This is a genomic window from Alteromonas genovensis (genome assembly GCF_010500895.1).
Classification (GTDB): domain Bacteria; phylum Pseudomonadota; class Gammaproteobacteria; order Enterobacterales; family Alteromonadaceae; genus Alteromonas; species Alteromonas genovensis.
Genome location: NZ_JAAAWO010000001.1, coordinates 347,357 through 371,538, shown reverse-complemented (window position 1 = coordinate 371,538; position 24,182 = coordinate 347,357). Strand labels below are relative to the sequence as shown.

Annotated in this window: 23 protein-coding genes; 8 read left to right on the top strand and 15 right to left on the bottom strand. The window is 42.8% G+C overall.

The genetic code is table 11. From position 1 onward, the window contains the following. Position 1 precedes the first annotated feature (1 nt). Positions 2-436: a hypothetical protein gene (locus GTQ48_RS01530; RefSeq protein ID WP_163104748.1), complete on the bottom strand. Its 435-nt coding sequence runs from the start codon at positions 434-436 to the stop codon at positions 2-4. A 743-nt stretch (positions 437-1,179) separates the two neighbouring features. On the opposite strand from GTQ48_RS01530, the gene GTQ48_RS01525 reads away from it, so the two are divergent. After that, positions 1,180-1,920, top strand: coding sequence for a glucosaminidase domain-containing protein (locus GTQ48_RS01525; protein ID WP_163104746.1), 741 nt, complete (start codon positions 1,180-1,182; stop codon positions 1,918-1,920). Between the two features lie 388 nt (positions 1,921-2,308). Here GTQ48_RS01525 and GTQ48_RS01520 read toward each other — a convergent pair whose 3' ends face one another. The 7 genes from GTQ48_RS01520 to GTQ48_RS01490 all read right to left on the bottom strand — a co-directional run bounded on the left by GTQ48_RS01520 (position 2,309) and on the right by GTQ48_RS01490 (position 9,168). Beyond that, positions 2,309-2,857 carry a YaeQ family protein gene (locus GTQ48_RS01520; protein WP_163104744.1) on the bottom strand — a complete coding sequence of 183 codons (549 nt, stop codon included), beginning with the start codon at positions 2,855-2,857 and terminating at the stop codon, positions 2,309-2,311. A gap of 82 nt (positions 2,858-2,939) precedes the next feature. Then, positions 2,940-3,986, bottom strand: coding sequence for a mechanosensitive ion channel family protein (locus GTQ48_RS01515; RefSeq protein ID WP_163104742.1), 1,047 nt, complete (start codon positions 3,984-3,986; stop codon positions 2,940-2,942). 246 nt (positions 3,987-4,232) lie between these two features. After that, positions 4,233-6,206 (bottom strand): RecQ family ATP-dependent DNA helicase, encoded by a 1,974-nt coding sequence (locus GTQ48_RS01510; protein WP_163104740.1) that lies wholly within the window; start codon positions 6,204-6,206, stop codon positions 4,233-4,235. A gap of 97 nt (positions 6,207-6,303) precedes the next feature. Further along, positions 6,304-7,260, bottom strand: a complete 957-nt coding sequence (locus tag GTQ48_RS01505; RefSeq protein ID WP_163104739.1) for a YihY/virulence factor BrkB family protein — start codon at positions 7,258-7,260, stop codon at positions 6,304-6,306. Positions 7,261-7,419: 159 nt separating this feature from the next. After that, positions 7,420-8,313 carry a S41 family peptidase gene (locus tag GTQ48_RS01500; protein ID WP_163104737.1) on the bottom strand — a complete coding sequence of 298 codons (894 nt, stop codon included), beginning with the start codon at positions 8,311-8,313 and terminating at the stop codon, positions 7,420-7,422. 163 nt (positions 8,314-8,476) lie between these two features. Then, entirely contained in the window at positions 8,477-8,686 is a 210-nt protein-coding gene (locus GTQ48_RS01495) for a helix-turn-helix transcriptional regulator (protein ID WP_163104735.1), read from the bottom strand. Between the two features lie 5 nt (positions 8,687-8,691). After that, a complete protein-coding gene (locus GTQ48_RS01490) occupies positions 8,692-9,168 on the bottom strand; it encodes a hypothetical protein (protein WP_163104733.1) in 477 nt (158 codons plus the stop codon). Between the two features lie 363 nt (positions 9,169-9,531). Between GTQ48_RS01490 and GTQ48_RS01485 the strand changes: the two genes are divergently transcribed. The 5 genes from GTQ48_RS01485 (at position 9,532) to GTQ48_RS01465 (ending at position 15,923) form a co-directional block, all read left to right on the top strand. After that, a complete protein-coding gene (locus GTQ48_RS01485) occupies positions 9,532-10,362 on the top strand; it encodes an SAM-dependent methyltransferase (protein WP_239059947.1) in 831 nt (276 codons plus the stop codon). 13 nt (positions 10,363-10,375) lie between these two features. Next, a complete protein-coding gene (locus tag GTQ48_RS01480) occupies positions 10,376-10,579 on the top strand; it encodes a hypothetical protein (protein ID WP_163104731.1) in 204 nt (67 codons plus the stop codon). A 5-nt stretch (positions 10,580-10,584) separates the two neighbouring features. Beyond that, positions 10,585-13,905 (top strand): hybrid sensor histidine kinase/response regulator, encoded by a 3,321-nt coding sequence (locus tag GTQ48_RS01475; protein ID WP_338023269.1) that lies wholly within the window; start codon positions 10,585-10,587, stop codon positions 13,903-13,905. A 110-nt stretch (positions 13,906-14,015) separates the two neighbouring features. Then, positions 14,016-14,921: a sensor domain-containing diguanylate cyclase gene (locus tag GTQ48_RS01470; RefSeq protein WP_163104729.1), complete on the top strand. Its 906-nt coding sequence runs from the start codon at positions 14,016-14,018 to the stop codon at positions 14,919-14,921. Positions 14,922-15,065: 144 nt separating this feature from the next. Continuing rightward, a complete protein-coding gene (locus tag GTQ48_RS01465) occupies positions 15,066-15,923 on the top strand; it encodes a PA4780 family RIO1-like protein kinase (protein WP_163104727.1) in 858 nt (285 codons plus the stop codon). Between the two features lie 115 nt (positions 15,924-16,038). Here GTQ48_RS01465 and GTQ48_RS01460 read toward each other — a convergent pair whose 3' ends face one another. The 6 genes from GTQ48_RS01460 to GTQ48_RS17790 all read right to left on the bottom strand — a co-directional run bounded on the left by GTQ48_RS01460 (position 16,039) and on the right by GTQ48_RS17790 (position 21,590). After that, positions 16,039-16,485 carry a DUF3015 family protein gene (locus GTQ48_RS01460; RefSeq protein WP_163104725.1) on the bottom strand — a complete coding sequence of 149 codons (447 nt, stop codon included), beginning with the start codon at positions 16,483-16,485 and terminating at the stop codon, positions 16,039-16,041. A gap of 42 nt (positions 16,486-16,527) precedes the next feature. Beyond that, a complete protein-coding gene (locus GTQ48_RS01455; RefSeq protein ID WP_203565043.1) occupies positions 16,528-18,357 on the bottom strand; it encodes an Lnb N-terminal periplasmic domain-containing protein in 1,830 nt (609 codons plus the stop codon). Positions 18,358-18,590: 233 nt separating this feature from the next. After that, entirely contained in the window at positions 18,591-18,812 is a 222-nt protein-coding gene (locus GTQ48_RS01450) for a hypothetical protein (RefSeq protein ID WP_163104723.1), read from the bottom strand. Between the two features lie 228 nt (positions 18,813-19,040). Further along, entirely contained in the window at positions 19,041-19,523 is a 483-nt protein-coding gene (locus tag GTQ48_RS01445; protein ID WP_163104721.1) for a GNAT family N-acetyltransferase, read from the bottom strand. 193 nt (positions 19,524-19,716) lie between these two features. Next, positions 19,717-20,922 carry a PQQ-dependent sugar dehydrogenase gene (locus tag GTQ48_RS01440; protein ID WP_163104719.1) on the bottom strand — a complete coding sequence of 402 codons (1,206 nt, stop codon included), beginning with the start codon at positions 20,920-20,922 and terminating at the stop codon, positions 19,717-19,719. A gap of 533 nt (positions 20,923-21,455) precedes the next feature. Continuing rightward, on the bottom strand, positions 21,456-21,590 hold the full coding sequence (locus GTQ48_RS17790) for a hypothetical protein (protein WP_275405588.1): 135 nt from the start codon (positions 21,588-21,590) through the stop codon (positions 21,456-21,458). On the opposite strand from GTQ48_RS17790, the gene GTQ48_RS01435 reads away from it, so the two are divergent. Both GTQ48_RS01435 and GTQ48_RS01430 read left to right on the top strand, forming a co-directional pair. Then, positions 21,550-22,797 (top strand): DEAD/DEAH box helicase, encoded by a 1,248-nt coding sequence (locus tag GTQ48_RS01435; RefSeq protein ID WP_163105065.1) that lies wholly within the window; start codon positions 21,550-21,552, stop codon positions 22,795-22,797. The two genes, GTQ48_RS17790 and GTQ48_RS01435, sit on opposite strands and share 41 nt — an antisense overlap. A 193-nt stretch (positions 22,798-22,990) precedes the next feature. Then, positions 22,991-23,755, top strand: coding sequence for a DUF6174 domain-containing protein (locus GTQ48_RS01430; RefSeq protein WP_163104717.1), 765 nt, complete (start codon positions 22,991-22,993; stop codon positions 23,753-23,755). A 35-nt stretch (positions 23,756-23,790) separates the two neighbouring features. On the opposite strand, the gene GTQ48_RS01425 is transcribed toward GTQ48_RS01430, so the two are convergent. Next, positions 23,791-24,123, bottom strand: coding sequence for a hypothetical protein (locus tag GTQ48_RS01425; RefSeq protein ID WP_163104715.1), 333 nt, complete (start codon positions 24,121-24,123; stop codon positions 23,791-23,793). Positions 24,124-24,182 lie beyond the last annotated feature (59 nt).

The following is a 24,182-nucleotide window of genomic DNA, read 5'->3' as shown; positions in this document are numbered from 1 at the left end:
CTTAACTAAAAATAGGGGGCCGATAGAGAAGAGAGGTCACTGATTTTGGGGAGTTCACCTGTTGTGCAGCAACGCGTTCGCTAATTGCTTGTAAGGTGAAATAGTAATGGTATGAAGCTATGATACTCACTGCAGAGCACGCGCTTGTTTTACAGACGCACTCTTCAACACAGCAGCTTTCTTTATGCTCCATGTCTTTAGAAGCACCGTGCAAAGCGTGTTGGTTGTTGTCACTTGCCATTTGCTGATGTGATTGGTGATGTAAGCTACCGTGACGGTCGCCTACATTTGAAACAAGTGCCGAGCCAGATGCAGAGGTAGTTGGCGAGCGAACAGAAAAAACAGCGCAATGCTCAAACACGTACGCAAAAGACTGCCCACTAAAAGCGACAAGCATACTGAAAACAATCAAAAGTTTTGAAAACGCTGTGTTCATAATCCAACCAGATACATTCTGCGTAGCAAGAATAGGGCAAACGGTGAATAAAGTAAACGCTGTGTAGGGTTATTCGCGAAGGCTCGCATTGTTCACATCAACAAAACTCGCCAATAAGGCAAGATGATCGAAGGACAAAGTGATAATAGGCGAGGTTGAAATCTAGACGGCTTTCTAGACGGCGTATGGCCTCCTTACATTTTTAGTCTAAATCAGCTATTGAAAATAAAACTTGATCACATAACTGTAATAATGTAAATTTAAATAGTGAAAATTTATCAAAGGGGGCTTAACATGCTAAAGACATTCACGAAGTTATTCAAACGCAAGCACCCATACGCAGTTGCCGCATACGTAGGCCGCAAAAACGCACAACGTATTTTAGATTGTAAGATCGAGAAAAAGTCGAAGCTTCTTGCACACGACTAGCTACTAGCATATGGCTCCGAAAGGAGCGATGAACGCCTCGTTAGGCAGATTCATCGAGTGAAACATAAAATCCGATGGTGCAAGCCATCGGATTTTTTTGTGCCCATAGAAATGTAACAGATACTTTTTCCAACGAGAAGTGTTAGAAACGCTTTCCCCCATGACAGAATAATTGCCCCACCTTTATTAACTTTAATTTACCTTCCTCTCAATAAGTTGCAGTGCATGTAAGAATCTGTATGGTGAAAGAGTACTCATTAAGGTAGTCCGCTAATAAAGAGCATTATTTTATTTAAAAAAAGAGGTATCACCTGATGTCAAACCCGAAATATATCATTATTGTAGTCGTTGCCGTAGTGGCAAGTATCGCTGCGTGGTTCACGTTTTTTGCCAAAGAATCTGCGCCTGACTTTACTGCTTACGCCGCAGGCCCTGATCGAAAAGCTGCTTTTTTTGAATACTTCACGCCCATTATTTTAGATATAAACAGAGAGCTAGCTGCCGATAGACAGCAAATTCAAAGTGCATGTGACGCCGGTGAAACAGGAACATTAGACAATTTTCTAACCAAATTTCGCATTGACGACACTGATCTTGAACAAGACACCGCCTGCAATATATTGCTACGCCGAGCAGACATTGTCCCTGCGTCATTGGCCATTGCGCAAGCCGCTAACGAAAGTGCGTGGGGAACGTCTCGTTTTGCCAAACAGGGGAATAACTTTTTCGGTCAGTGGTGCTTCACAAAAGGCTGTGGCATTGTTCCAAAATCACGAGATGCGAACAAATCGCATGAAGTTGCGGATTTCCGTTCGCCTGCCGATTCAGTAGAAAGTTACATGCTCAATTTAAATACCCATGATGCCTACAAGCCATTACGTAATATTCGTCAATCGTTACGTAAAAAAGGCGAAGCTGTCACTGGAGTCGCGCTTAGTTATGGCTTAGGTAAATATTCTGAACGTGGTGATGAATACGGCAAGGAATTACGTGAAATGATCAGTTTTAACAAACTTTCATCTCTTGATAAGTTAGCACTAAACGAAGCGGATTAGTGTAAGTAAACGTCGATTAAACTCATCAATTTACTGAGCAGACTGCTCTATTCAAGTAAATGTTCTGCACACGTAAACGCTTTAGCTTTATAAAAGAGCAAATAAAAAAGGAGTCGCATTACTGCGACTCCTCCGTGCTTTGGCTAGCAAATCAGCCAGCCAGAATGGTGACGAAAAAAGGGTTAGTTAGAACGTACCCCATTCATAGCCGATTCACCTGTTTTCAAAACACTAGACATATGATCACCTCCTTAAATATCTGCTAAACACCAATTTAATGTAGCATTTGTGTTGGACATGTAAAGAGAGATTGATTTTCATGGCAAACTTTTAATCTTTTACTTTTCTACTCTTTTATTCTTCTAGGTAGATAGTCAACATAGCGGCACTATAAATGCTTCTCTATTTCTATCTCTAAACTCTCCGTTCCCTGTGAGCCCGCAAAAGTGAGCCAAATTTGCCCATCTTGAATCGTTACTTGTATTTGCATAGAACGCTCAACTGCTTCTGCCAGCGTTGCCGATAGCGCATCAGGAAGTGTATACACAGATAGGTTCTTCTTGGTATTAAGCTTATTCTGCTCTTTCTTCCACCACACATCGAAGCTGTTATCAGCATAAGCGTAAATCTTCATTTGCTTACTTTGATTGCAGCCTTTTTTAATGCGTTGGTCAGAGGGTTGCCCTAATTCAATCCACAGCTCAATCTCGTCACTGAAACTTTTTTGCCATAAATCTGGCACCTCATCGTCGGATAAACCTTTTGTAAACTGCAATTGCTCATGGGCGTTAACAATGAAAGCGATAATACGCAGCATCATACGCTCGTCGTTTTCAGACGGGTGACGGGCGATGGTTAAATTGTGATCGTTGTAATAGTTGCGGTCCATATCGGTTATCGAGATATCCGCTTTAAATATCGTTGCTTTGAGTGCCATGTTAATCCTGATTGGTATGCCCTAAAGGCATTTTCTCGTCAAAGGCTGAGTACGCCGGTACTGGTATTTTATTTTGCTGACTTTACTCAGTCTCTTTTGTTTGTTGCTCAAGTTTTAAAATATTGTCGACCTGACTAAGTGCCCCTTCGAGTTCCTTCTCAAGCGCTGTTTTGTCTGCTCCCTTAGCCTCTGATATCTGCTGACGCACACTCTCAACCTTGGCTTTTGCATCTCGAAGCGACTCTTCGTGCTGCGCCGCTAGTTCGGCCTTATCAAATGCAATTGCCTCCTGGGCATCATCGTCCTCCACGCTAGCACGTGTCTTACTAGGCACATTAGTCGGTACCTTGGCGATAAATTTTTGCGTTGCCTCTGTGGGTCGCTGAGCAATAAAGTTAGGCGACATAATTTCAATATCGCTATTGTGGAGCGTATCTAAAATTGCTTTGTGTAAATTTGAACGTGCCGTTAATACACTTTTTACTTCTTTAAGCAGACCAGCAACGCGATAAGACACACTGAAATCTCCCAGCTCACTAACCTGCACGTACCCCTCTTCTAAACCAGCCTCAAGAACTGCTTTGGTGAGCGCCTCGGTTACGCTAGTGTGATGAACATCGTAACCAATAGAGATATTAGCTGTGATCAAGGTGCCAGAAGAGCGGATAACGGACACAGGGTTATTAACCAGGTAGCTGTTAGCAATATGGATCAAATCACGCTGCTCGGTTTGTATTTCTGTATCGAGCAATCCTTTTTCCGATACTCGTCCAAAATAATCATTACAACGAATGAAATCGCCCGTTTTAAAGGGTTTGTTGAATCGAATGACCAACCCAGACATTAAGTTTGCAACTATGGTGGTGGATGAGAAAGCAAGAACACCTGACACTAACACGCCAATTAACGCCAACAGCTGATTTCTAGAGCTTTCACTTACCGGAAGTGTGAGCGCAACCGCTATCAATAGTACCAAAATAATAACAAACACGACCATTTGTCGCGGCAAACGCTGTTCGCTGGTCAACTCTTGAGCACGTCTTAATAATATCCATCGCACTGCGATAATCATTACCGTTCCAAAGGATAATGTAATAACCAAAGGTAACCACAGCGCCAAAATTTCCATGTGCATCTCGCCTATTTGCTTAACGTTTTAGATAGCTAAGGCATGTCGACCTTGGCTATACAGTCAAGACCAACGCGCTCTAGTGTTAGATTTGTTATCGCTGATGATATAAGACTGATGTTATAATAATAACGGCCTAGGGCGTATTGATTTTTGCTGTACATTTTTCCAGCAACACTCCCCACCCTAGTAACCGTTTTATTTCTTATTATTTACTGGTTGTTGTTTACTGCTTGTTATCTAATGCTAGCCGCGAGCATTCGATTGTAAATAAGCAGTCACCACCGCTTTTACATCTGCATAGCGGCAGTTTTCACAACAACCGAAGCCCTGTACCTGCCTCACTTTCATCCGAGTAAACAACGGCATAGACATACCAGTAAGAAAACGGCAGTACGTATTTTCGGTTAGGTGGGTGTTTACTTTACCTTCAAGGTGCTTATTAAGTGCCGTTATTGCGGTTGCTATTTCGTCTTCATCAGGCGCCGCTATTGGGTTTGAGTAAGTCAGCTTAGACACATTGCCGCTGCACACGCTACAGTGTCCGCACCGCTCAGGCGCGTCTTTATCATCAAAATAGGTAGATAAATTGGCATTTAAGCAGCTATCGAGCTCAAAAAATCGAACAAGAGCAGCAATACGCTGAATTTCTTTGCGTTCATTGTCGGCAAAATAGTGCGCTAACTTTTCGGATAAATCACTTGCGAGCAGTGCCTGCTGATTCACCTCAAACACATCGGTAATTAAGCGCGATGCCAATTCAATATGGTTGTGCTCGTGCAAATATTCTAGTGCGCTCACAACTCTGCTTCGCTCGGCCCCATAGTGCTGATAAATATCATCAAAGTTAACCACACCCCACACCTTTTTCATTGCAGTGTTGTTAAAAACTGCATTTAGAAAGTCGCTGCGCTCTTTAGCAAACTGACTAAGAATGTCTGCTTTTTCGGTTATAAAGCGAAATTTAAACTCTGCAAAATACGCATAAAGTGGGCGGATAACGTTGGCCAATTCTAATTGCACTAGCAATGTTTTAAGCGGGAGCTGTCGAATATTACTTTTAGTCGATAGACTGTTTATCTGAGTTTCCCACTCATACACATTGTCGTTTACTGTTTCTGTGCCTTGTGAGGCGATATCATCGATAACCGCTTGAACGGCTTGTTGGTCGGGTGTGTCGCCATAAACAAAGTTTTCAATGGTAACCAAACCATCTAAATTAGCTAGTACGGTGCAGTTAGCCGCTTTTCCGTCACGCCCCCCTCGACCAATTTCCTGACTGTAGTTTTCAATAGACTTGGGTAAGTCATAATGCACTACAAAGCGAATATCTGATTTATCGATTCCCATACCAAAGGCAATTGTTGCCACAACGACCTGAAGCTTATTGTCCATGAAGTCGTGCTGTATACGTTGTCTCACATCACTGTCTAAACCGGCGTGATAAGCACTTGCTGTATAGCCATTTTGTTGTAAAAAACGGGCTACCTGCTCAGCGCTTTGTTGCAGGGTTACGTAAACAATGCCTGCACCTTGCTGCTGCTCTAATTCATTAAGCAATGCGTTATTTTTTTCTGACTCTACCACCGGCAACACATTTAAATTCAAATTTGAACGATAAAACCCGGTTTGAATAATATTTGATGGGGCAATGTCAAATCTGCGGGCCATGTCCAGCTTAACCTTTTTAGTAGCCGTAGCAGTGAGCAGCAGCACTAAAGGTATTTTTAAATCTTGTTGATAGGCGGGCAGCTTTAAATAATCTGGTCGAAAGTTATGCCCCCACTCAGAAATACAGTGGGCTTCGTCGACCACCAGCATCGATACAGAAACCGATTCTATAAACTGACGAAAACGCTCATTTTTAAACCGCTCTACTGACACCATCAATATTTTGCACTGGCCTGAACGCACGTCATTCATAACTTGCTTGTTTTGCTGGGGCGTTAGCGTTGAATCTATACTCGCCGCTGCAATGCCTTTGCTGTGTAAGAATGCGAGCTGATCTTTCATCAGTGCTAACAAGGGTGATACCACCACGGTAAGGTGCGGTAATTGCGTAGCCACAAATTGATAGCACAATGACTTGCCTGAGCCGGTAGGAAAAATAGCGAGCGACGACTGCTGATTCAGTAAGCCTTCAACCACCTCCTGCTGTCCTGCTCGAAAGGATGGAAAACCAAATAGGCCCTGTAGTGTTGAAGAGTAGTCTGCGGTCATTGAATTGCCTGCTCCTTAAAAAACGGCTTTTACACAAGCTCGTTTAAATACTGGCAGGCATGATACCGCAATACATCAGTATTTTATGCGTTCAAACTTAAGACTTGCGTAAATCTTCAGGTGTATTATCAGCAACGACAGCGTTTCGCTCCCCCATGGGCTTATCTTCACCCACGGTGCTATCCACACTCGTTTGTAGCTCTATACTTGAGTTTACTTCAGCACCAATTAGAATAATGTAGGCACTTAAATACAGCCACATCAGCAAAATGATAATTCCGCCCACTGATCCATAGGTTTTGTTATAGCTGGCAAATTCATTTAAATAGATAGAAAAACCATACGAGGCCGCTATCCACAATACTGTGGCGAGTAATGCGCCTGGTGTCACCCATCGCCACTGCGCAGAGCGACGGTGAGGCGCATAACGGTACAGCGCAGAAAGACAAAAGTTGAACAGCACGAGCATTATAGGCCAGGTAAGCCACATGGCCTGCTTATCATCAATTGAGCCACCTGCTACCCAACTTATTGTCTCGGGCAATATGGTAATGCATGCCAGAGCCACTATAACGGTGGCTATCATACTGATGGTGCAGGTTATGCGAGCTATTAAGCCATTAAAAAAGCCTCGTCCCTCACTTTCGTTATAGGTGATATTGCACGCTGTGATTAATGCATTTGCTCCTTTACTACTGCTCCAAAGCGACAAGAATAGGGTTAAAAAGAACCCCCACCCCAATGCAGAACTCGACTTTTCCGTCAGCTTTTTAAGCTGCTCTTCAATGATATAGCTACTGTCAGAAGGCACCACATCGACGAGTAAAGCCATATGACGCTGCAACTCTTCTGGCGATACGATAAGACCATATAAGGATATTGTTGCCCCCAGTAAGGGAAAGATTGCCAACAAACAATAAAACGCAACTCCTGCGGAAATAAGGGGAATATTATGACCGCCAATATTAGTGAATATGCGTTTGAGAATGCTCCACCAACTTTTAATTGTGAGCTCAAAAGCTGTGCTTGCTTCACTAAGGTGTGTATTACTCATAGTCTCGCGTTAATTTTTTTATTGATAGGATATATACAGCAGTGGGTATGACTAGGATTAAAATATTTTCACACAGTTTATGATTTCAGCCAGCGACCGCTTTTAATGACAGGTGCAAAAAACAAGCGAAAGCAAAAGCATAATGAAGATGTATGCATTTCATTTGCCTTTCGTTTCACTATTTAAACGCTTTTCGACTAGTTCAAAAGCGGCTGTCACTGCGTCGGTTGCCTCACAGGGAATATCCGGTATGACTCCCTCATCTTTCCAGCTTTCCTGGGTAGACGGATGTCGCAAATCGCCGTATGTCATCACAAGATTGATGTGCTCACTAAGTGATGTGGTAGTCGATAGATAGCTCAAACCCATTGTACGCGTACCTACAACAGTCGCCTTACTTGTCTGTTGAAGTGTATAGGCTACAAACTCCCACGAACCCGCCACAAAAGGCGATGTAACCACAAAAATAGGCACCTTCTCACCCATTTTAAACCCAGTATCACTCGCCACTAATAGAGAGGTATTATTTTGAGCTAGGGTAAGCGTTGCAATGGGTTTACCAGTAGGTACAAAGTAACTTAAAAATTGCTTGGCAACATCTAAGTCGACGTAGCCAGCACTTCTTAAATCGATAACGATCGCAGTGGCGCTAGATAGGTAAGCCACAGCATTGTCTACATCGCTTTTTGCGTGCTCATTAAAAAGGTCGCCATCAATTCCCAAGTAGCCAATATTCGATTCGAGCAATTGAGTTTCAATGGTACTGGGGAAGACTCTATCTGGGGCGTTGGTCAAACTTTCTGACCCAGACCGCCATGTAATCTCAAAATTAGCATCATGGCTTGAAGCATATAACAAAGATTCGAGCTTTCGTTTAAACCGATGAAATTGATAATGACCGTCAAAGTCACCTTGATTGAGGGAGGTGGTGATCTGCTCAGTAATCTTTTCCCGATGTTTCTCATGCAGGTAGTCTTTATCTACACTCACTACAAGATTATTCAGCGCCTTGACGACTTCTTGTTGTGATAGCAGTTCATCGTCAGCAGTCACACAAAATGATGCAAAAATCGACGTAAAAAGAAACGCGAAATATATCAACAAAGTAGGAAAATGGCGTAAGGTTATCAAGAGCATTCCAGGTAATGTATTCAGTGTATATGTTTGTCTTCGCCCTACTTTTTCAATAGGCAAGATGGCTTAATTCCCACCCGCCCTAATCATCAGGAAAATAGGCAAACACTTCTTCTACAGATTTGTTGAAGAGTTTGGCAATTTTGAAAGCTACCTCTAGCGAGGGGTTATACTTGTTTTTTTCAATAGCCATAATAGTTTGCCGCGTAACACCAACGGCCTCAGCGAGTGTTTGTTGCGTCATCTCGTTAGCAAAAAAGCGACATTCTCTCACTTTATTCGTAATCGCCATAATGGTTATACCGCGTCTTTTCTATAAAGTATGATTTGATGTGTGAATCTCACTATTTCCGAAAAAATAAACATAAGCAACAGCACATGCACTTCAAACAATGGGATGGGAAAGTAGGCTTTTATCGACGATTCGACACCAAGTGCATGTGGTAGCAATAAATGACCTAATGTCATGACTACTCCAATACTTAATACCCAGTAGCCGCTGTTATTAGCAGTTAATGCGATAAATCGGTCTCGCTCATCACCTTCTATGTCAGCTCTAGAACCTGCAACAGTAATAAGTGACTGAAAAATAATTTCTACAATAATGATATATAAAATAGCCTGACTTAAATTTCCCATAGCAATATCAATAGCTTGCTGCTCTGACACGCTAGCTAAATCAATGCTGACTACATTTAATGTGTACGAGCCAAAAATTACCAGTGTGGCAATGAGCGATAGCCAGGTACTTTTTTCTTTTAGTGTCATGTTCATAAGTAGCTCCATTAAATTTGTTACAGCGACGTGATTTAAAACCTTTTGCGCTTGAGGGTGTGCTTACGATGAACCAAGAGTAATTAATTTATTACTTCATGTATAGTATTTTTAACATTTAGATTGGAATACATTTCTTCTTTGACATTTTTACGAATAAAATTGAAAGCAGTAGAAGTGGAAGTAGTACAAGTGAAAGTGTCAGTTTAAATAGAAGAGAACCATTCAACGTACACCATTTATTTCAAGTAAAAATTAACGGCTCATTGAGGGAGAGCATGCGTGCAATCGTCAGGCGTAGTAAATGCAACAAATCTGACTTATAGTAACGGGAGTATATTATGTAGCCACTGACAAAAGGGAATGATGGACACTGATAAAGAGGGATCGCTAGTTGTTGTCGGCACCGGCATCAGCGTTGCTGGCCAAATGACATTGGCAGCAAGAAGCTACATAGAAAGAGCCGACATCGTGTTCATGGGTATCATGAATAAAGTGGGCGAACACGTCGTTAAAAAAATAAACCCTAATAGCATCTCCCTAGATGACCTTTACGAACAAGGCAAATCCCGAGCAATTACTTACCATCAAATGGCTGACCGCATTGTCCAAGCCGTTGTCGAAGGTCAAAACGTGTGCGCCGCTTTTTATGGTCATGCAGGTGTATTCGTTACGCCTTCTCACGAAGCCATTCGACGAGTGCAGGCGCTCGGTTTAGACGCTAAAATGCTGCCTGGCGTATCAGCGGAAGATTGCTTAATCGCTGACTTAGGTCTCGACCCATCGCGATTTGGGTGCCAATCGTATGAAGCAACTCAGTTTTTATTTCGCGACTACAAAATAGACCCGTACATGACTCAGATTATCTGGCAAATTGGGCTAGCTGGAGAAGCCTCGCTCAGCGTGCTAAATGCCAATCATAGCCTATCTGGGTTGGCGATATTGACAGAGGTACTGCTAGAGCATTATCCCGAGAACCACGAAGTGATTGTTTACGAAGCAGCAACCTTACCCATATGTGAGCCCAAAATTCAAAAATTAATGCTTCGCGATTTACCACGTGCAACACCAACGTTAATTTCAACTCTTGTTGTACCTTCCTTGGGGTTGCCAGAATATCACCAGGAACGCTTAGCACGCCTTGGCCTGACAAAAGAACAAGTCATCAATTACCGAAACCCGAAAATAAACTAAATAAGGAAGTAACATGGCCAGCTCGCTGATAAATTTTTTAGAAGAACTAGACACTAATAGCAATTTAATGGAAGCATACAAAAAAGACCCCGTGGCGACCGCCGCAAAATACGGGCTCTCTGATGAGGACTTAACGCTTATCAAAGAGCAAAACTGGGATGAAGTGAAGAAACGGTTTGACGATGCAAGTAAAGCCAATCGTGTAGTGAGTTATTAATTGACGTGAGAGTTGCAGTACAGCAGTTTATTTTTTTCGTTGTTGTTTTCACCGGTTTTTCGGTGAAAACAGTGATGGCTATGCAAAATATGCCGCTTCGAAGTACGCTTGTTCAAAATAACACGTTAGAAAGCGGCCTTGGCCAGATACAACCCACACCCGCGCTATTAAACTCTCTTGAAGAGCGCATCAAACAAAACGAGTCATCTGTAGAAACCACGGTTAAAGGGCTTTCTCAGTACTTCACTGAACACCCCAACGATTACCATCACGCCCGATTTCTTAACTTAAAAGCCTATCGCGATATTTTAAAACAAGATTATGTATCAGCTTATCAACAGCTTTTAGATGCACGCGAATATGCCAAGGTTGGTAATAACGAATTAGCCCTTGCCGAGTCATTTCGGTTGGAAGGATTTATTTTAGATTTCTCTGGCGAGCATGGGCGAGCACTAGATGCCTTGAATCATTCTCTTGAGGTATATAGTCAGTTAAATAGCGACGAAGTGCTGTCGGTATACAGTGCAATGGGAAATGTGTATGCCTCCCTCGAAGACTTTGAAAAGTTACTGTCGTTTAGCCATCAATATCTTTCTTCGGCGCAACGATTAGGGAACAGAGAAAGTGAAGGTATTGCTTATTATTTTCAAGGCTATGCACACAAAGAGTTAGGCAATTATCAGGATGCGAAAGTTAGCCTACTGCTAGCAGATGACATTCTGATTGAAATCAACTACCCCTTTGTTGGCATTGTGTATAGCTCTATGGCAGAGCTATACATCGCGCAAGGTAATATGAGTGAAGCATTACGAAGCCTCAACAAAGCCGCAGAAGCAGATCGCAAGGTTGGATTTCGATATACCGAGGGACCTCGTCTGCTACAGCTGGTTGAAATTTATTTACAGCGGGGTGAAGTCGAACTGGCTATCAGCGAGCTTGAGGCAGGACTAAAAAAAGAAGAGGTAAAGAGCGACAAGGCGCTGCTGCTTAGGTTTTTAGAACAACTCATTTCACTCTTTGAATCAACAAACGATTATCAGTCGGCCCTGCAATATTCAAAGCAGTTTCAAGAAACCTATAAGCAAAGTTTTAACGAACAACAGTCTAGGTTACTCGCGTTAAATCGCGTGCGTTTAGCAATAGCAGAAAAAGAAGACACGATACAACTGCTTGAGAAAGACAATCAGTTAAAAGAGCAACGTAATATTATCCAACAAAAAACCAATACTTTTCAGCTTTATTTTATTGGCGGCGTTATTTTGTCTTTAATTTTAGTAATAAGCTTATTGCTTAGAACTCGGCAACAGCGCAGTGCTCTCAATAAGCTAGCAAAAGAACTGCAAAAGGCTACCGACGCAAAATCTGATTTTCTTGCTCGTATGAGTCATGAAGTACGAACTCCACTCAATGCAATTATTGGGCTTACAAAACTTTCTCAGCGCGCTGCCGAAAGTAAAGACCAGCAAACCAACCTGTTACAAATAGAAGGTGCATCGAAAACACTATTGAGCGTAGTAAACGATATTCTCGACTTTTCAAAAATTGAAGCGGGAAAAATGGATATTGAGTCGACGCCGTTCAATATTGACGCTTTGGTTAATCAGGCAATTCGATATCACCTGCCCCGCGCCAACGAAAAACAGATTGAGTTAATTCAGCACATTGCCAGAGATGTTCCTCACAATTTAATTGGGGATCCGCTGCGCATACAGCAAATTTTAAACAATTTTTTAAGCAATGCGCTTAAGTTTACCGACGATGGACTGGTATCTGTTAGCGTGGGATGTGAACTTGTCGCCGACAACGTACTGCTCGAATTTGAAGTAAAAGATACTGGCATTGGCTTGAATAACAAGGAAAAAAACAGGCTGTTTCAGCCTTTCAATCAAGGCAATGAATCTACATCTCGTCGCTATGGGGGAACCGGATTGGGTTTAGCCATATGTCAGCAGCTCGCCTCATTAATGGGCGGAAAAACATGGGTTGAAAGTAAGTTAGGCAAAGGCGCTAGCTTTTACTTTACGGTAAACGTAAAACGCAATTCAGCAGTAAAGATAGTATCACCCTCTAAACAGCTGTCTGCCCTAAAAGTGTTGGTTGTAGATGATGTAAGTTTATCACGGCACGCAATATCAGAAGCGTTATTGATGGCTAATATTGAGGCTGATCTTGCCACCGGCGGTCAAGAAGCCATAGCCAAATTACGCAACGCTACGGCTAACAATGCACCTTTCGACTTGCTTATTTTAGATTGGAAAATGCCCGACATTGACGGCCTTGAAGTTGTCGCGATCATGAATCAAGAGTTTGCTGCTAAGCCTCCCAAAGTCATTATGCTGTCCGCGTTTGAGTCGGCCCAAATGCGCGAGCAGGCAACGCGCCTCGGTATTAAGACCTTTATCAAAAAGCCTTTCGGAGCCAGTGAACTCATCAATAATATTCAGGAGCTGTGTCTAGATTACCGCGCAAGTGCAGAAATAATAGAGACAGACGTGTCTGGATTTCCGAACCTTGCCGGTAAGACTATTCTGCTAGCTGAAGATAATGCGCTTAATCAGAAAGTGGCCTTAGGTTTACTTAAAGATACTCACGCCAACATTCAAGTGGCCAATAATGGCATAGAGGCTATCGATATACTTCGTCGCAATAGCGTTTTTGATTTAGTGCTTATGGATATCCAAATGCCCGAAATGGATGGCTTAGAAGCAACCAAAGTCATTCGCGGTGAACTACAGCTTACGATGCCTATTATCGCTATGACAGCACATGCTATGCAGCAAGACATCGACAAAAGTATCGCGGCGGGCATGAACGCTCACCTCAATAAACCTGTCGAGCCGGACAAACTATTTAGTGTACTGGCAACCTTAATTCGCGAACATAAGACTACTGCAGTCGGTATTGAAGCGAACGAGTTGAACGAAATACCTGCCAACGCTAAACCTCTTAAAGCACTTACTCGTATCGATAAAGCAAGAGCAATGCAGTCTTTGCTTAACGATGAATCTTTATATACAACTTTGCTTACCGACTTTTTAGCACTGCAAGCAGAACTTGATGCACTTTCGCTGGCCATTGCTGATAAAGATTACCCTTCAATCTCCCGAATTGTGCATATTTACAGTACTGCTCTTAAATACATTGGTGCTTACGAACTCGCTGAATTAACACGCTCTGTCGAACTCACCATTCAAAACCAAGAAGAACGAGCAGAAGACTTTGAAACAGACTTTGACAAACAGCTTGAAATAATGAGTTGCGCGCTTGCTGAAATACATGAAGCAGTTAAGGTTAACCTAAACACAAACGGCACCTCTACACGCTAGCTATTATGGTAGCTTTAAACCGTATCGCTGGTAGAGCCGTCGATATTGGTGATTTCATCAACATGTAGCTATGCTTTAATTATAAAAACTGAAAAGGACTTTTTCACTAAATGCACACAAATATATCTCTTGTTGAATTAGAGCATCTGTTGGAATTCGCGCCCTGCGTACTTTACAAATACGTGCTATTCCCTAACGGCGATGGGAGACTTTTGTATGTAAGTGCTGGCAGCAATGATTTACTGGGTTTACACGCTAAAGACATGATGGGCGATATCGATAATTTCTGGAGTATAGTTTATCCCAGCGACTTAGAACGACTGCAAGCAGAAGATAATAATGCAAACCAACAGGGCGACTTTTTTGTTTCAGACGTTCGCATAAACAATCCAGCAAAAGGTACGATTTGGATTAGATTGTCTTCTAAGCCAAGTGATGAATTCTATGAAGGGCATCAAGTTTGGACAGGCTATATGGTTGATATCTCTGATACCAAACACCTTGAAGCTGAGTTAGAAGAGCGCGCTCGCCGAGATGCCATGACACAGTTGTGGAACAAAAGCGAAATAGTTAACGCATTAAGCGAAGAGCTATCTCGTTTTGAACGAGATAATCTACCGTTCTCAATAATGCTCATGGATTTAGACCATTTTAAAGCTATTAACGATAACCATGGCCATCTTGTTGGTGACGACGTGTTACTTAAATTCACCGAAATTGCCTCTTCACAACTTAGAGAAGTCGATATTTTAGGTAGGTTCGGGGGTGAAGAGTTCTTAGCTATTATTCATAATGCGTCGCAAGAGGATACAATGGTCATTGCCGAGAGGATAAGACAATGCGTTGAAAAAACCTCTTTCACTGAAGGCACGACCCCGTTTTCAATTACGGTCAGTATTGGTATTACTGAAGTCAAAAAAACACATAAGCAAACACCTGAAGAGGTGATAAAGCGAGCAGATAACGCGCTTTATCAAGCAAAACAAGACGGGCGGAACACAATTAGATTCAGGTAACCGTGTTGTTGAGGCTACATAGAGGAAATGGCCAACATTAATGCTCTTGATTTTTAAGACTGATATACTATGGCTGAATTTACTTAAATAAAGAGCAATGCTTTAAAACATGACTAAACACCTCCCCCATTTAGTAGGCACGCTGTGAAAATACCTAAACGCCTACAACCCCTTGTCGATGATGGTTTAATTGATGCAGTAGTAAGCCGCTTAATGAGTGGCAAAGAAGCCGATGTGTTTATTGTTCGCTGTGGCGACCATATTCGCTGCGCAAAGGTTTACAAAGACGCGGTAAAACGCAGTTTCAAAAACGCGGCTCAATACCAAGAAGGCAGAAAGGTACGGGGTGGTCGTCAAGCACGGGCTATGGGTAAGCGCTCAAGCTATGGCCGTCAGCTAGAGGAAGAGATATGGCAAACTGCAGAAGTTGACGCCCTATCACGCTTAAATGAAGCCGGTGTACGTGTACCTGATACCTATTGCTGTATTGATGGTGTGTTACTTATGGAGCTTGTTTCAGATGAGAGCGGCGATGTGGCCCCTCAGTTAGGCCATGTTTCAATGAGTGAAGATGAGGCGCTCAAGCAACACAAAGAAATGATGCACAACATCATGCTCATGCTTTGTGCCGGCATTATTCACGGTGACCTCTCAGAATTTAACGTCCTTGTCGACGATAAAGGCCCAGTAATCATCGATTTGCCACAAGCCGTTAATGCTTCGGCCAATAATAGCGCTGAAGCCATGTTCGCCCGCGACGTAAACAACATGCGTCGCTATTACGGTGAATTTGCCCCCCAGCTATTACAAACGAACTATGCCAAAGAAATGTGGGCTTTGTTTGAAGAAGGTAATTTAACGCCTAATTCCACGCTGACTGGCGAATTTGAAGATGATGACGAAGATGCGGATGTGGGTGCCATTCTTGAAGAAATTCAAGCGGCTGAAGATGAAGAAAAAGAACGCCTAGCGCGTATCAACTTTACGGATGATGCTGAGTAATCTCTCTCAAAAGCCGCTACTATTTACAGGCGACATCAGCTAAAGACGAAAGCTAAATTGGGGCAGCGGCACCTTTACCTAATTTTATAGGTAAATACGCCACTGCCCAGCACTATTAGATGTTTGCTACAACAGCGTTGTAGAAAGCTTCTGGGTTAGCTGCTTCGTTTGTTGCAACTGATACTGCCATTTCAGCACGTACCGCAGTAACCACTTCTGAACGATCCGCTTCGTTGACTTCTAGAATATCAAGCATTGCCGTTAAGTGTGCGCCAGAACCTTGGCTAGTTTCTTCAATGACGTTGTTGAAGTTGTTTTGAATGAAAATAGCTGCAGTTGCCATTTTGCCTTCACATGAATCAACAGATGAAATTTTTGAAGAAACCGCAGTAGTTCCTAAATCCCAAATGATGTTAGAGATAGCAGCTGCTGTGCCATTGTCGTCAAAAATCATAGCGCCAATACCACAGTGTTTCCACGCATTGATGTGGTCATCAGCTGCTACATTTCCAGCAAAAGCAGTAGTCGTTAAAAGTGCTGCAAGTGTTAATTTTTTAAACATTGATTATTCCTCTGATTTTAAAATTTATTTTTTATTTAATTTTCAATAGTAATGCGAAATGAGCACGCCAAAGTCAGTACCTTGCTTATTATCAATATTAACTCTCACATCCCAGCGCTGATTAATTAAGTATCGAGCTGACATTGAGAGATAGTGCAGGTCCTTAGATGGTTGATTTACAAACCATTGTTGGCCCACTGTCAATGACATTGCTATTTCAGGCGTAACATGTGCCACACCCCCCACTTCTGAACCTACAGCAATAAAGCCGCCATTCAGATTAGAGCTCGTAATGGAAGTACTGAGTGCCGCATATCCCACAAGGTTGTGGCGAAATACCCAAGACTTCCCTATAAAACTGTCTATGTAACCCGCGCCACAATCCACGCAATTATTTGCTTGGTCGCGGTAGCCAAAAGCTAACTTCCAAGCCCAATTGCTATCTAGTGGTAACCCAGATTCAGATGCATTGAGGTTAATAATGCGTACCGGTGTAAACTCCTTAACCGACACTCCTTCTGCTTCAAGATACCGAAGACGTAAATTAAACGTGGTGAGTTCAGAATATGGAATTCGCCCCGGATTAAGCGTCAGTAAATCATAATAATTCGCGCGAAAATTTAGCTCACCGGCCATACCACCCGCTGACGAGTCGTGAAGCGCTAAGCCGATACGAGTAGTGTCCTGCGCCTCATGGGGAGGACGCCTTTTCACTACATCCCAACTCGTCTTCACAGGTGCCATAGAAAAACGCTTTATCATGGCCTGCCGCTTTTGCGCTTTTTGGATATCGGTAAGGTCGTCTTCTTTTTGCTCAATAAATGCAAAATAGTCGTAGAGTGTATCTATTACTCGTATCGCAGACGCATCCGTTAACGATGCAAGCTGTTGATGCGCCTCTTGAGGTGCGCTTTCCAGTATTGTTAGCAGTACTTGCTGTTCTCGAGGGGTTAGCTGTTGCCAGCGATCGTACAGAGTCTGTTGACGTGAACCGTGGTAGATAACGTCACTAAACATTATTTGATCGCTCTGATTGCGCTGCATCATCACCACTAAATCAAACGGCATCACCCATATCTTGTTGGGAGCAATAAACGGCTTATCGAACACTAAACCGAGCAACTTTGCCAGTTGGTAGGCGCAGTTTTGCTCAAAAAAGTAATAGGTCATAGTGGCATTTTCTAGCTCCCACAAATGGGCTAGCAAAAATTGAATATCGTCTTGAGTTAAATTTAGCTTGTACTCCCACATGTCACGCAGCTCTGTTTCGCTATACGTTAAATGGTGGTGATGGTACTTCTGATTTGAGAACTTGCCTTGGTAGCCGCCAAATATACCTTTAGTGATATAAACCAGCTTATTTTCGCCAGTTGGAACCTTGGCGCCATAAGAGAACGTGTTGTCTAATAGCCCCTCTTCTGAGCCGCTATTAAACTTTAAAAACACGTGACCAAACATAGACGCAGGGTTGCCTAAATAACCTGAGGCAAATATGAGGCTTGCGCTTTGGGTTGAAAAAGCATCTAAGTATTCTTGATACTGAGGGCATTTAACATCAGGAAAGCTCAGCTCTGGCAGGTGCTTGTTAATAAAGAGCTTACGCGCAGGAAACTGGCATTGGCTGGTTGGCTCGTTCTTAAAAGCGCTTATCGTTGCTTTAAGCTCTGCTTGGGGATACTTGAAGCCGTTTTCTGCCAAGTAAAAGTTTTCACTGCTAGCATGTAACGAAACTGCTGTTTGCTCAGCATGCAGCAACTGTTTCCACACGCTTTGCGATGCGGCGCTCTCTAGATCAAACTTTACGCCTGTGGCAGAAGCAATAGGCACAGTTGAAAGCAAGAAAATACAACAGCGAATGAAGAAGGAGTACAACAGAGATTCCTACAATAAATCCATTTAAGTTCACAATGTCAGTGCTGACAGTTAACGCTCTGAATGCAGAGAAGAAATAAATATGCCTGCAGCTATGCGCATATACAAGCTATAATTTAAAAAATGATGAGGAATGAGAGGTTGAGGCTAGAGTTAATATGTAAAAAGCCAGCTTACTAATCACGACTGGCTTTCTACGAAGTACTAATAAAGCGCTATACACGCACTATCTATTATTTAGCCTCCGGCATGGCTTCTAATGTATCAACAATGTCACTGTTACCACTAAGTTTCGCAAGGTCTATTAGGTAGTCCTTTTCCAGTGATTTAAGAGATTTACCGTCTAGTCTCGCTTTAACTTCATCAATGTCGCCATTGGCAATTGACGTTTTTATTGCTGCAAAGTCACCTAATGATTGGTCGTGTTGATTACTGTCTGATGTGTTAGAAGTCATGAATTGTCCTTAACATGTTTATTGAATTGTGATGTTTTTCCGCCGGATATTTGAAAAAAGCGTTGAGGTCACGGCCTTATCTTATAACTAGGCCATTCAAGTTAGCCCTGCAACTAGGCGCTTCAGTTAGGCCCCTCAATTAGGCCATGAGTTCAAGTTTTAAACCGAGTTGCAAATTCAAATTTCCAAAAGAATGTAGGGAAGCATTACAAGGTTTGTTTTGCCGGTTTAAAGCCATTTATACATTACCAGTGCATCGACAAAGCCTTTCGCTGGATGATTGAACGCATTGGGTAATTTCCCAACAGTGTTGTACCCTAACTTGTGCCATAAGCGAATGGCTCCCTCGTTAGTTGAAGCAACAAAGTTAAACTGCATTGCCTTATAACCAAACTCTTTTGCCATGGTCTGAGAATGCTTACACATGGCCGTTGCTACACCCTTTCCACTTGCTGATGCCGCAACCATATAACCACAGTTGCAAACATGGCCTCCCGGGCCGGCGTGATTGGTTTTAAGATAATACGTGCCTATCACCTCACCGTCATCCAATGCTATGTAAGTTTTGCGGGGGGTTTTGACCCAGATATTAAGTGCTTCTTCTTTTGAGGTGTCTGTGCGAAACGCATAGGTCTCGCCCGCTTTTGCTACCTCATGAAAAATAGGCCATATAAGATCAAAGTCTTGAATAGAGGCTTCTTTTATTTCCATTAACGCACAACCTTTTGGCGACGTTAGGAAGCAGTTTACAAACCTACTTCTCTAACGCTATCTACATTATTTATAACAGTAACAAAAACCGCTTTACTATGTATCGTTGTACCACAAATAATGTCGCCAAATGCTATGTCGCTATATGATTTGTCACTAAATACTATATCGTCACAGCACTGGCCCTGGTCATTTAATTACCTTTTTGAAGCTTTATAAGGCGTCCACCCTCTTTGTCTTCAAGTACGTATATGTTGCCCATACCATCTTGCTCAACTTCACGTACTCTTTTGCCCCATTCGTAACGCTCAGCTTCTTCAACATTCCACTTCCCTTTATCATCCTGATTAAAGCTAACCCGAACCAACGCTTGTGAAGACAGACCGCCGATAAAACCATCGCCTTGCCAATCTTTGTGTAAATCCCCTTTATAAATAATAAAGCCTGCAGGACTTATCGCTGGCACCCAGGCTTTTTCCGGCGACTTAAAAATAGGAATATCTTCATGATTTGGTATTTTCACACCAGAGTAATGATCGCCTTGGGACACCGTTGGATAACCATAGTTTCGTGCCTTTTCGATAATGTTCAGCTCATCGCCATGACGAGGGCCCATCTCGTGAGACCATAAATTACCCTGCGCATCAAAATCGATACCCAATGGGTTGCGATGACCTAACGACCATATTTGCTCTGTCACTGCACCATTGCCATAAAAAGGGTTGTCTTCTGGCACACTCCCATCTGCATTCAGGCGTACAATTTTACCTAAGTTCATCGCCATATTCTGCGCAGGTGTAAACTTTTGTCTTTCACCAGAACTGATAAATAAATAACCATCGGGCGAAAACGCCATACGATGGGAGTAGTGTCCGTTTCCAGTTACCTTAGGTGATTGACGCCAAATTAGCTCTCTGTTCGATAGGCTCGCGCCTTTATCAGTAATAGTGAGCGTGGCGCGCTCGATAACGGCTCCACTAAAAGCGTCATCCTTAGCATCTCGTTCTACATAAGAAACATAGATAGTATTATTCGATGCAAAATCTGGGTGCACAATCACATCACCCAGACCGCCTTGCCCACGCGGTGTAACCTTTGGCACATTGTCGACTTTAGCGCGCTTTTGCTGGTTTTCATCGAGCAACCACATTGCGCCTGTTTTTTCTGTCACCAAGCTGTGGCCATCGGGTAAAAACGCCATAGCCCACGGGTTATCAAATGATGTTATTGCGCTGCCCATTAGCACAGTACCTTCGCTGCCGGTCATTTCCACCTGCGTTGGTGAGTTAGACTGAGCTAAGGCTCCGTATGAGGTTGCAACTAGCGTAACAATTAACGCTATTTTCCGCGGCAGGGTTCGGATATTCATTGACCGCGTTTTAACAGATTGTTTTTGCATATTTCTCTTTTGAAGAATCATCGTCTCATCCTGATGTTGAATCTTAATTAAAGCTCGTGAATTCACAGCATCAACTTCATATGCTATGTCTGCGCTTTTCGCTACGAGCCTGTTGAACTGCTTACGCTTGCCACCTCACGCTGTCCATGCAGACTGGTTACAGGAGACCGAATACGAACTAGACACAAAAGACGAGACATAAACGCTCATTACAAAAGGCTAGTCAAATGGACATATGGCACGCTAATGATAATTATTAGTGATGCTTACGGATTTCAATTCGGTTAGGCTCAACTAAAGTCTATTTCGACTGTCCACATTCGGTAAGCCTACTTATCTAGTTGTCTAAACCTTAGGTTTAATGTGGTACCTCTACATGTTTAATACATTCAAACGTGAAGACATCCACCCATTTTTATTAAGCGTAGCACCGCGCAAACAAAGCACCACGTTTAACGGGCCCCTTCGAATAAGCATTATAAATAAGTCGACAAATAATCACGCATCATTGCGCTACAACACGTATCATATCGTTAATTTTCAAACGTCGTGAATGTATCCTTTATGCCCTCGTCCCAGTCTTCTTCTACGTCTTCTTCCATATCGTCTCCTCCCATATCGTCTCCAATATCATTTGGCGAATTAGGTTTGTGTACCGAATTGGTCACTACTGTTACTGAAAAGGGCTACGCAAGTGCCTCTCCTATTCAGCAACACGCTATTCCAACAGTACTCAATGGTCGAGACGTCATTGCGATAGCACAAACGGGCACTGGCAAAACGGCGAGCTTTTCACTGCCAATTTTGCAGTTACTGGCAAATACGCAGCCTTCAAAACCACATTGTGTGAAAGCGCTCATTGTTGCACCAACGCGAGAGCTCGCAGCGCAGGTTGCTAAAAACGTTGAAAGCTACAGCGAAGGTATGAATATTCGCTCGACGGCCGTTTTTGGGGGTGTTCGCATTGAGCCTCAAAAATTTGAGCTAGCGCAAGGGGTAGACATTTTAATTGCCACTCCTGGCCGCTTAGTCGACTTATACAAACAAGGCGATGTTAATTTTGAGCATATCGAAATGTTAGTGCTTGATGAGGCCGATCGCATGTTGGACTTGGGCTTTGTTGAGCATATTCACTTTATACAAAGTCTCTTGCCAAAGCAGCGTCAAACACTGCTATTTTCAGCCACGTTCTCAAAAGAAATAAAGGCACTAGCTGCCACCATGCTCAATAAACCTGTGACAATTGAACTGGCAACGGCTCACGATCATATTGAAAATATCACGCAAATATTGCACCCGGTAGATAAGGAGCGAAAGCACGAGCTCGTCATTCATCTTCTTAAAAGTAATGACTGGTCTCAGGTATTGGTTTTTACCCGCACTAAACGCGGTGCAGATGAATTGAGAAACGAATTAGAAGCAATGGGTATTGCTGCAGAATCTATACATGCTAATAGAACGCAACACGCGCGCACGCAAGCACTAGATGGCTTTAGAGATGGCAGCCTGAAAGTTTTAATAGGGACCGACCTTGCCGCAAGAGGCATCGATATTCAGCAACTGCCGTGCGTTATCAATGTAGATTTACCCTATGTATCTGAAGACTACATTCACAGAATAGGCCGCACGGGCAGAGCATCATCAAAGGGCTTAGCTATTTCACTGTATAGCGACGACGAGACGAAGCAGCTAAGGTCAATTGAACGCCTTACTGGTCGACAGTTTAAAAAGACGTTTATTTCTGAATTCACACCAAAGCCAAAACCACCAGCGGTTAAAAAAGATAAAATAGAAGAAAATTTATACGGCAATTTCGAAGCTTTTGATAAGCCCTCAGGCAAAAGAAAATCTAAAGGGCGTAAAAAGCGTCGGTAAATGTTAGCAAGCCTTTTTGGGCAGCAGCTGTCACAGGCTGCAGTTATAATTCGCACAAAAATGCCACATTCTATTGATTGGACGCGTGATATTTGCAATGCTATTGATTAGTTATTATTCAAAATGATTATTTCAAAACTAACTCAAAGCATCTCAACACTAAATCAAAACGCTCTTAAAACTAAGGACAGTTATGAATAATTTAACTCACTATATCGCTACTTTCGCGACTACTTGCACTGCTATTCTTTTACTCGTTGGCTGCAACAGCGATTCAAATAATACGTTGGAAGACCTCAATGCCAACCGCGCAAAATGGGAAAGCGCCAACATCGACAACTATCAATTTAATTACAGCATTTCGTGTTTTTGTTTAGACGACGCTACCCGCCCCCGCTTGGTGGTTGTAAATGCAAACCAGGTAGAATCGCAAACCATCATAGAAAATAGTGTCGCCCTGCCGCAAGGTACCTTTAGTTCTGAAACCATAGCTGGCTTGTTCAACCGTATAGCATTAGAAGAGAGCCGTGCTGAATCGCTAAAAGTTGAATATCATCCCGAGCTTGGGTATCCAACTCGAATTCAAGTAGATGGTAATTCTCAAACTGCCGACGACGAATACACAATTGAAGTCAGTAATGTGATTGCAGCGGGCGACATTACCTGCACTACCAGTGTGGAAAATGGCTTGATAGTGTCGGTTACCGACCAATCTACAAGCACGCCCATTGCTTGTGATACAGCGGTTACGGCAACCGAAGAAGACTTTTCAGAAGCAGCCACTGGGACCTGTGACGGGGAGGAATCAATCGCTATGCTAGCTGAGCGCCCTGGCTTTTATTCAATTACCGTTGAAAAAGCAGGCTATCAAACGTTTCAGGTAGACGACTTTGGTATTGGCAAAGACTTATGCCATGTTTTACCAAGAGAGCTTGAGGTGGCATTAGTACCAGAGTAATTAAGCGAGATGGGAAAGCAGCTATGTCTGCTTTCCTATCGCTCAAAAAACACATCAATAAGATCGGCTAGAGACTCCTCTAGCCCTTCTTCAAACACATCAATGTCGATATCGAAGCTGTTCATGTATTTATCAGCATTCTCACGAGACACAATACTGTTTTTGAACTGAAACTCTAACTCTGGCAACGATTTGTCGTAGCGGGGTTTAATCGCCCAGCGCAAACAATGGCCGTGATGATTTTTAAGTTTCTGCTTCGCAAAAACACAAAATTCTTCCACGTAATCAGGACCCTGCGGCCCAAGGCAGCCAGGCTCAACGCGAAATATCACCAGCAGCTTTTTGTATATTGGGAGCTTTGTTTCCATTGTCTCTTTTAATGGCTTAAAAATTTGAGTATGAGCACATTGCTCTAATATTACCAGTG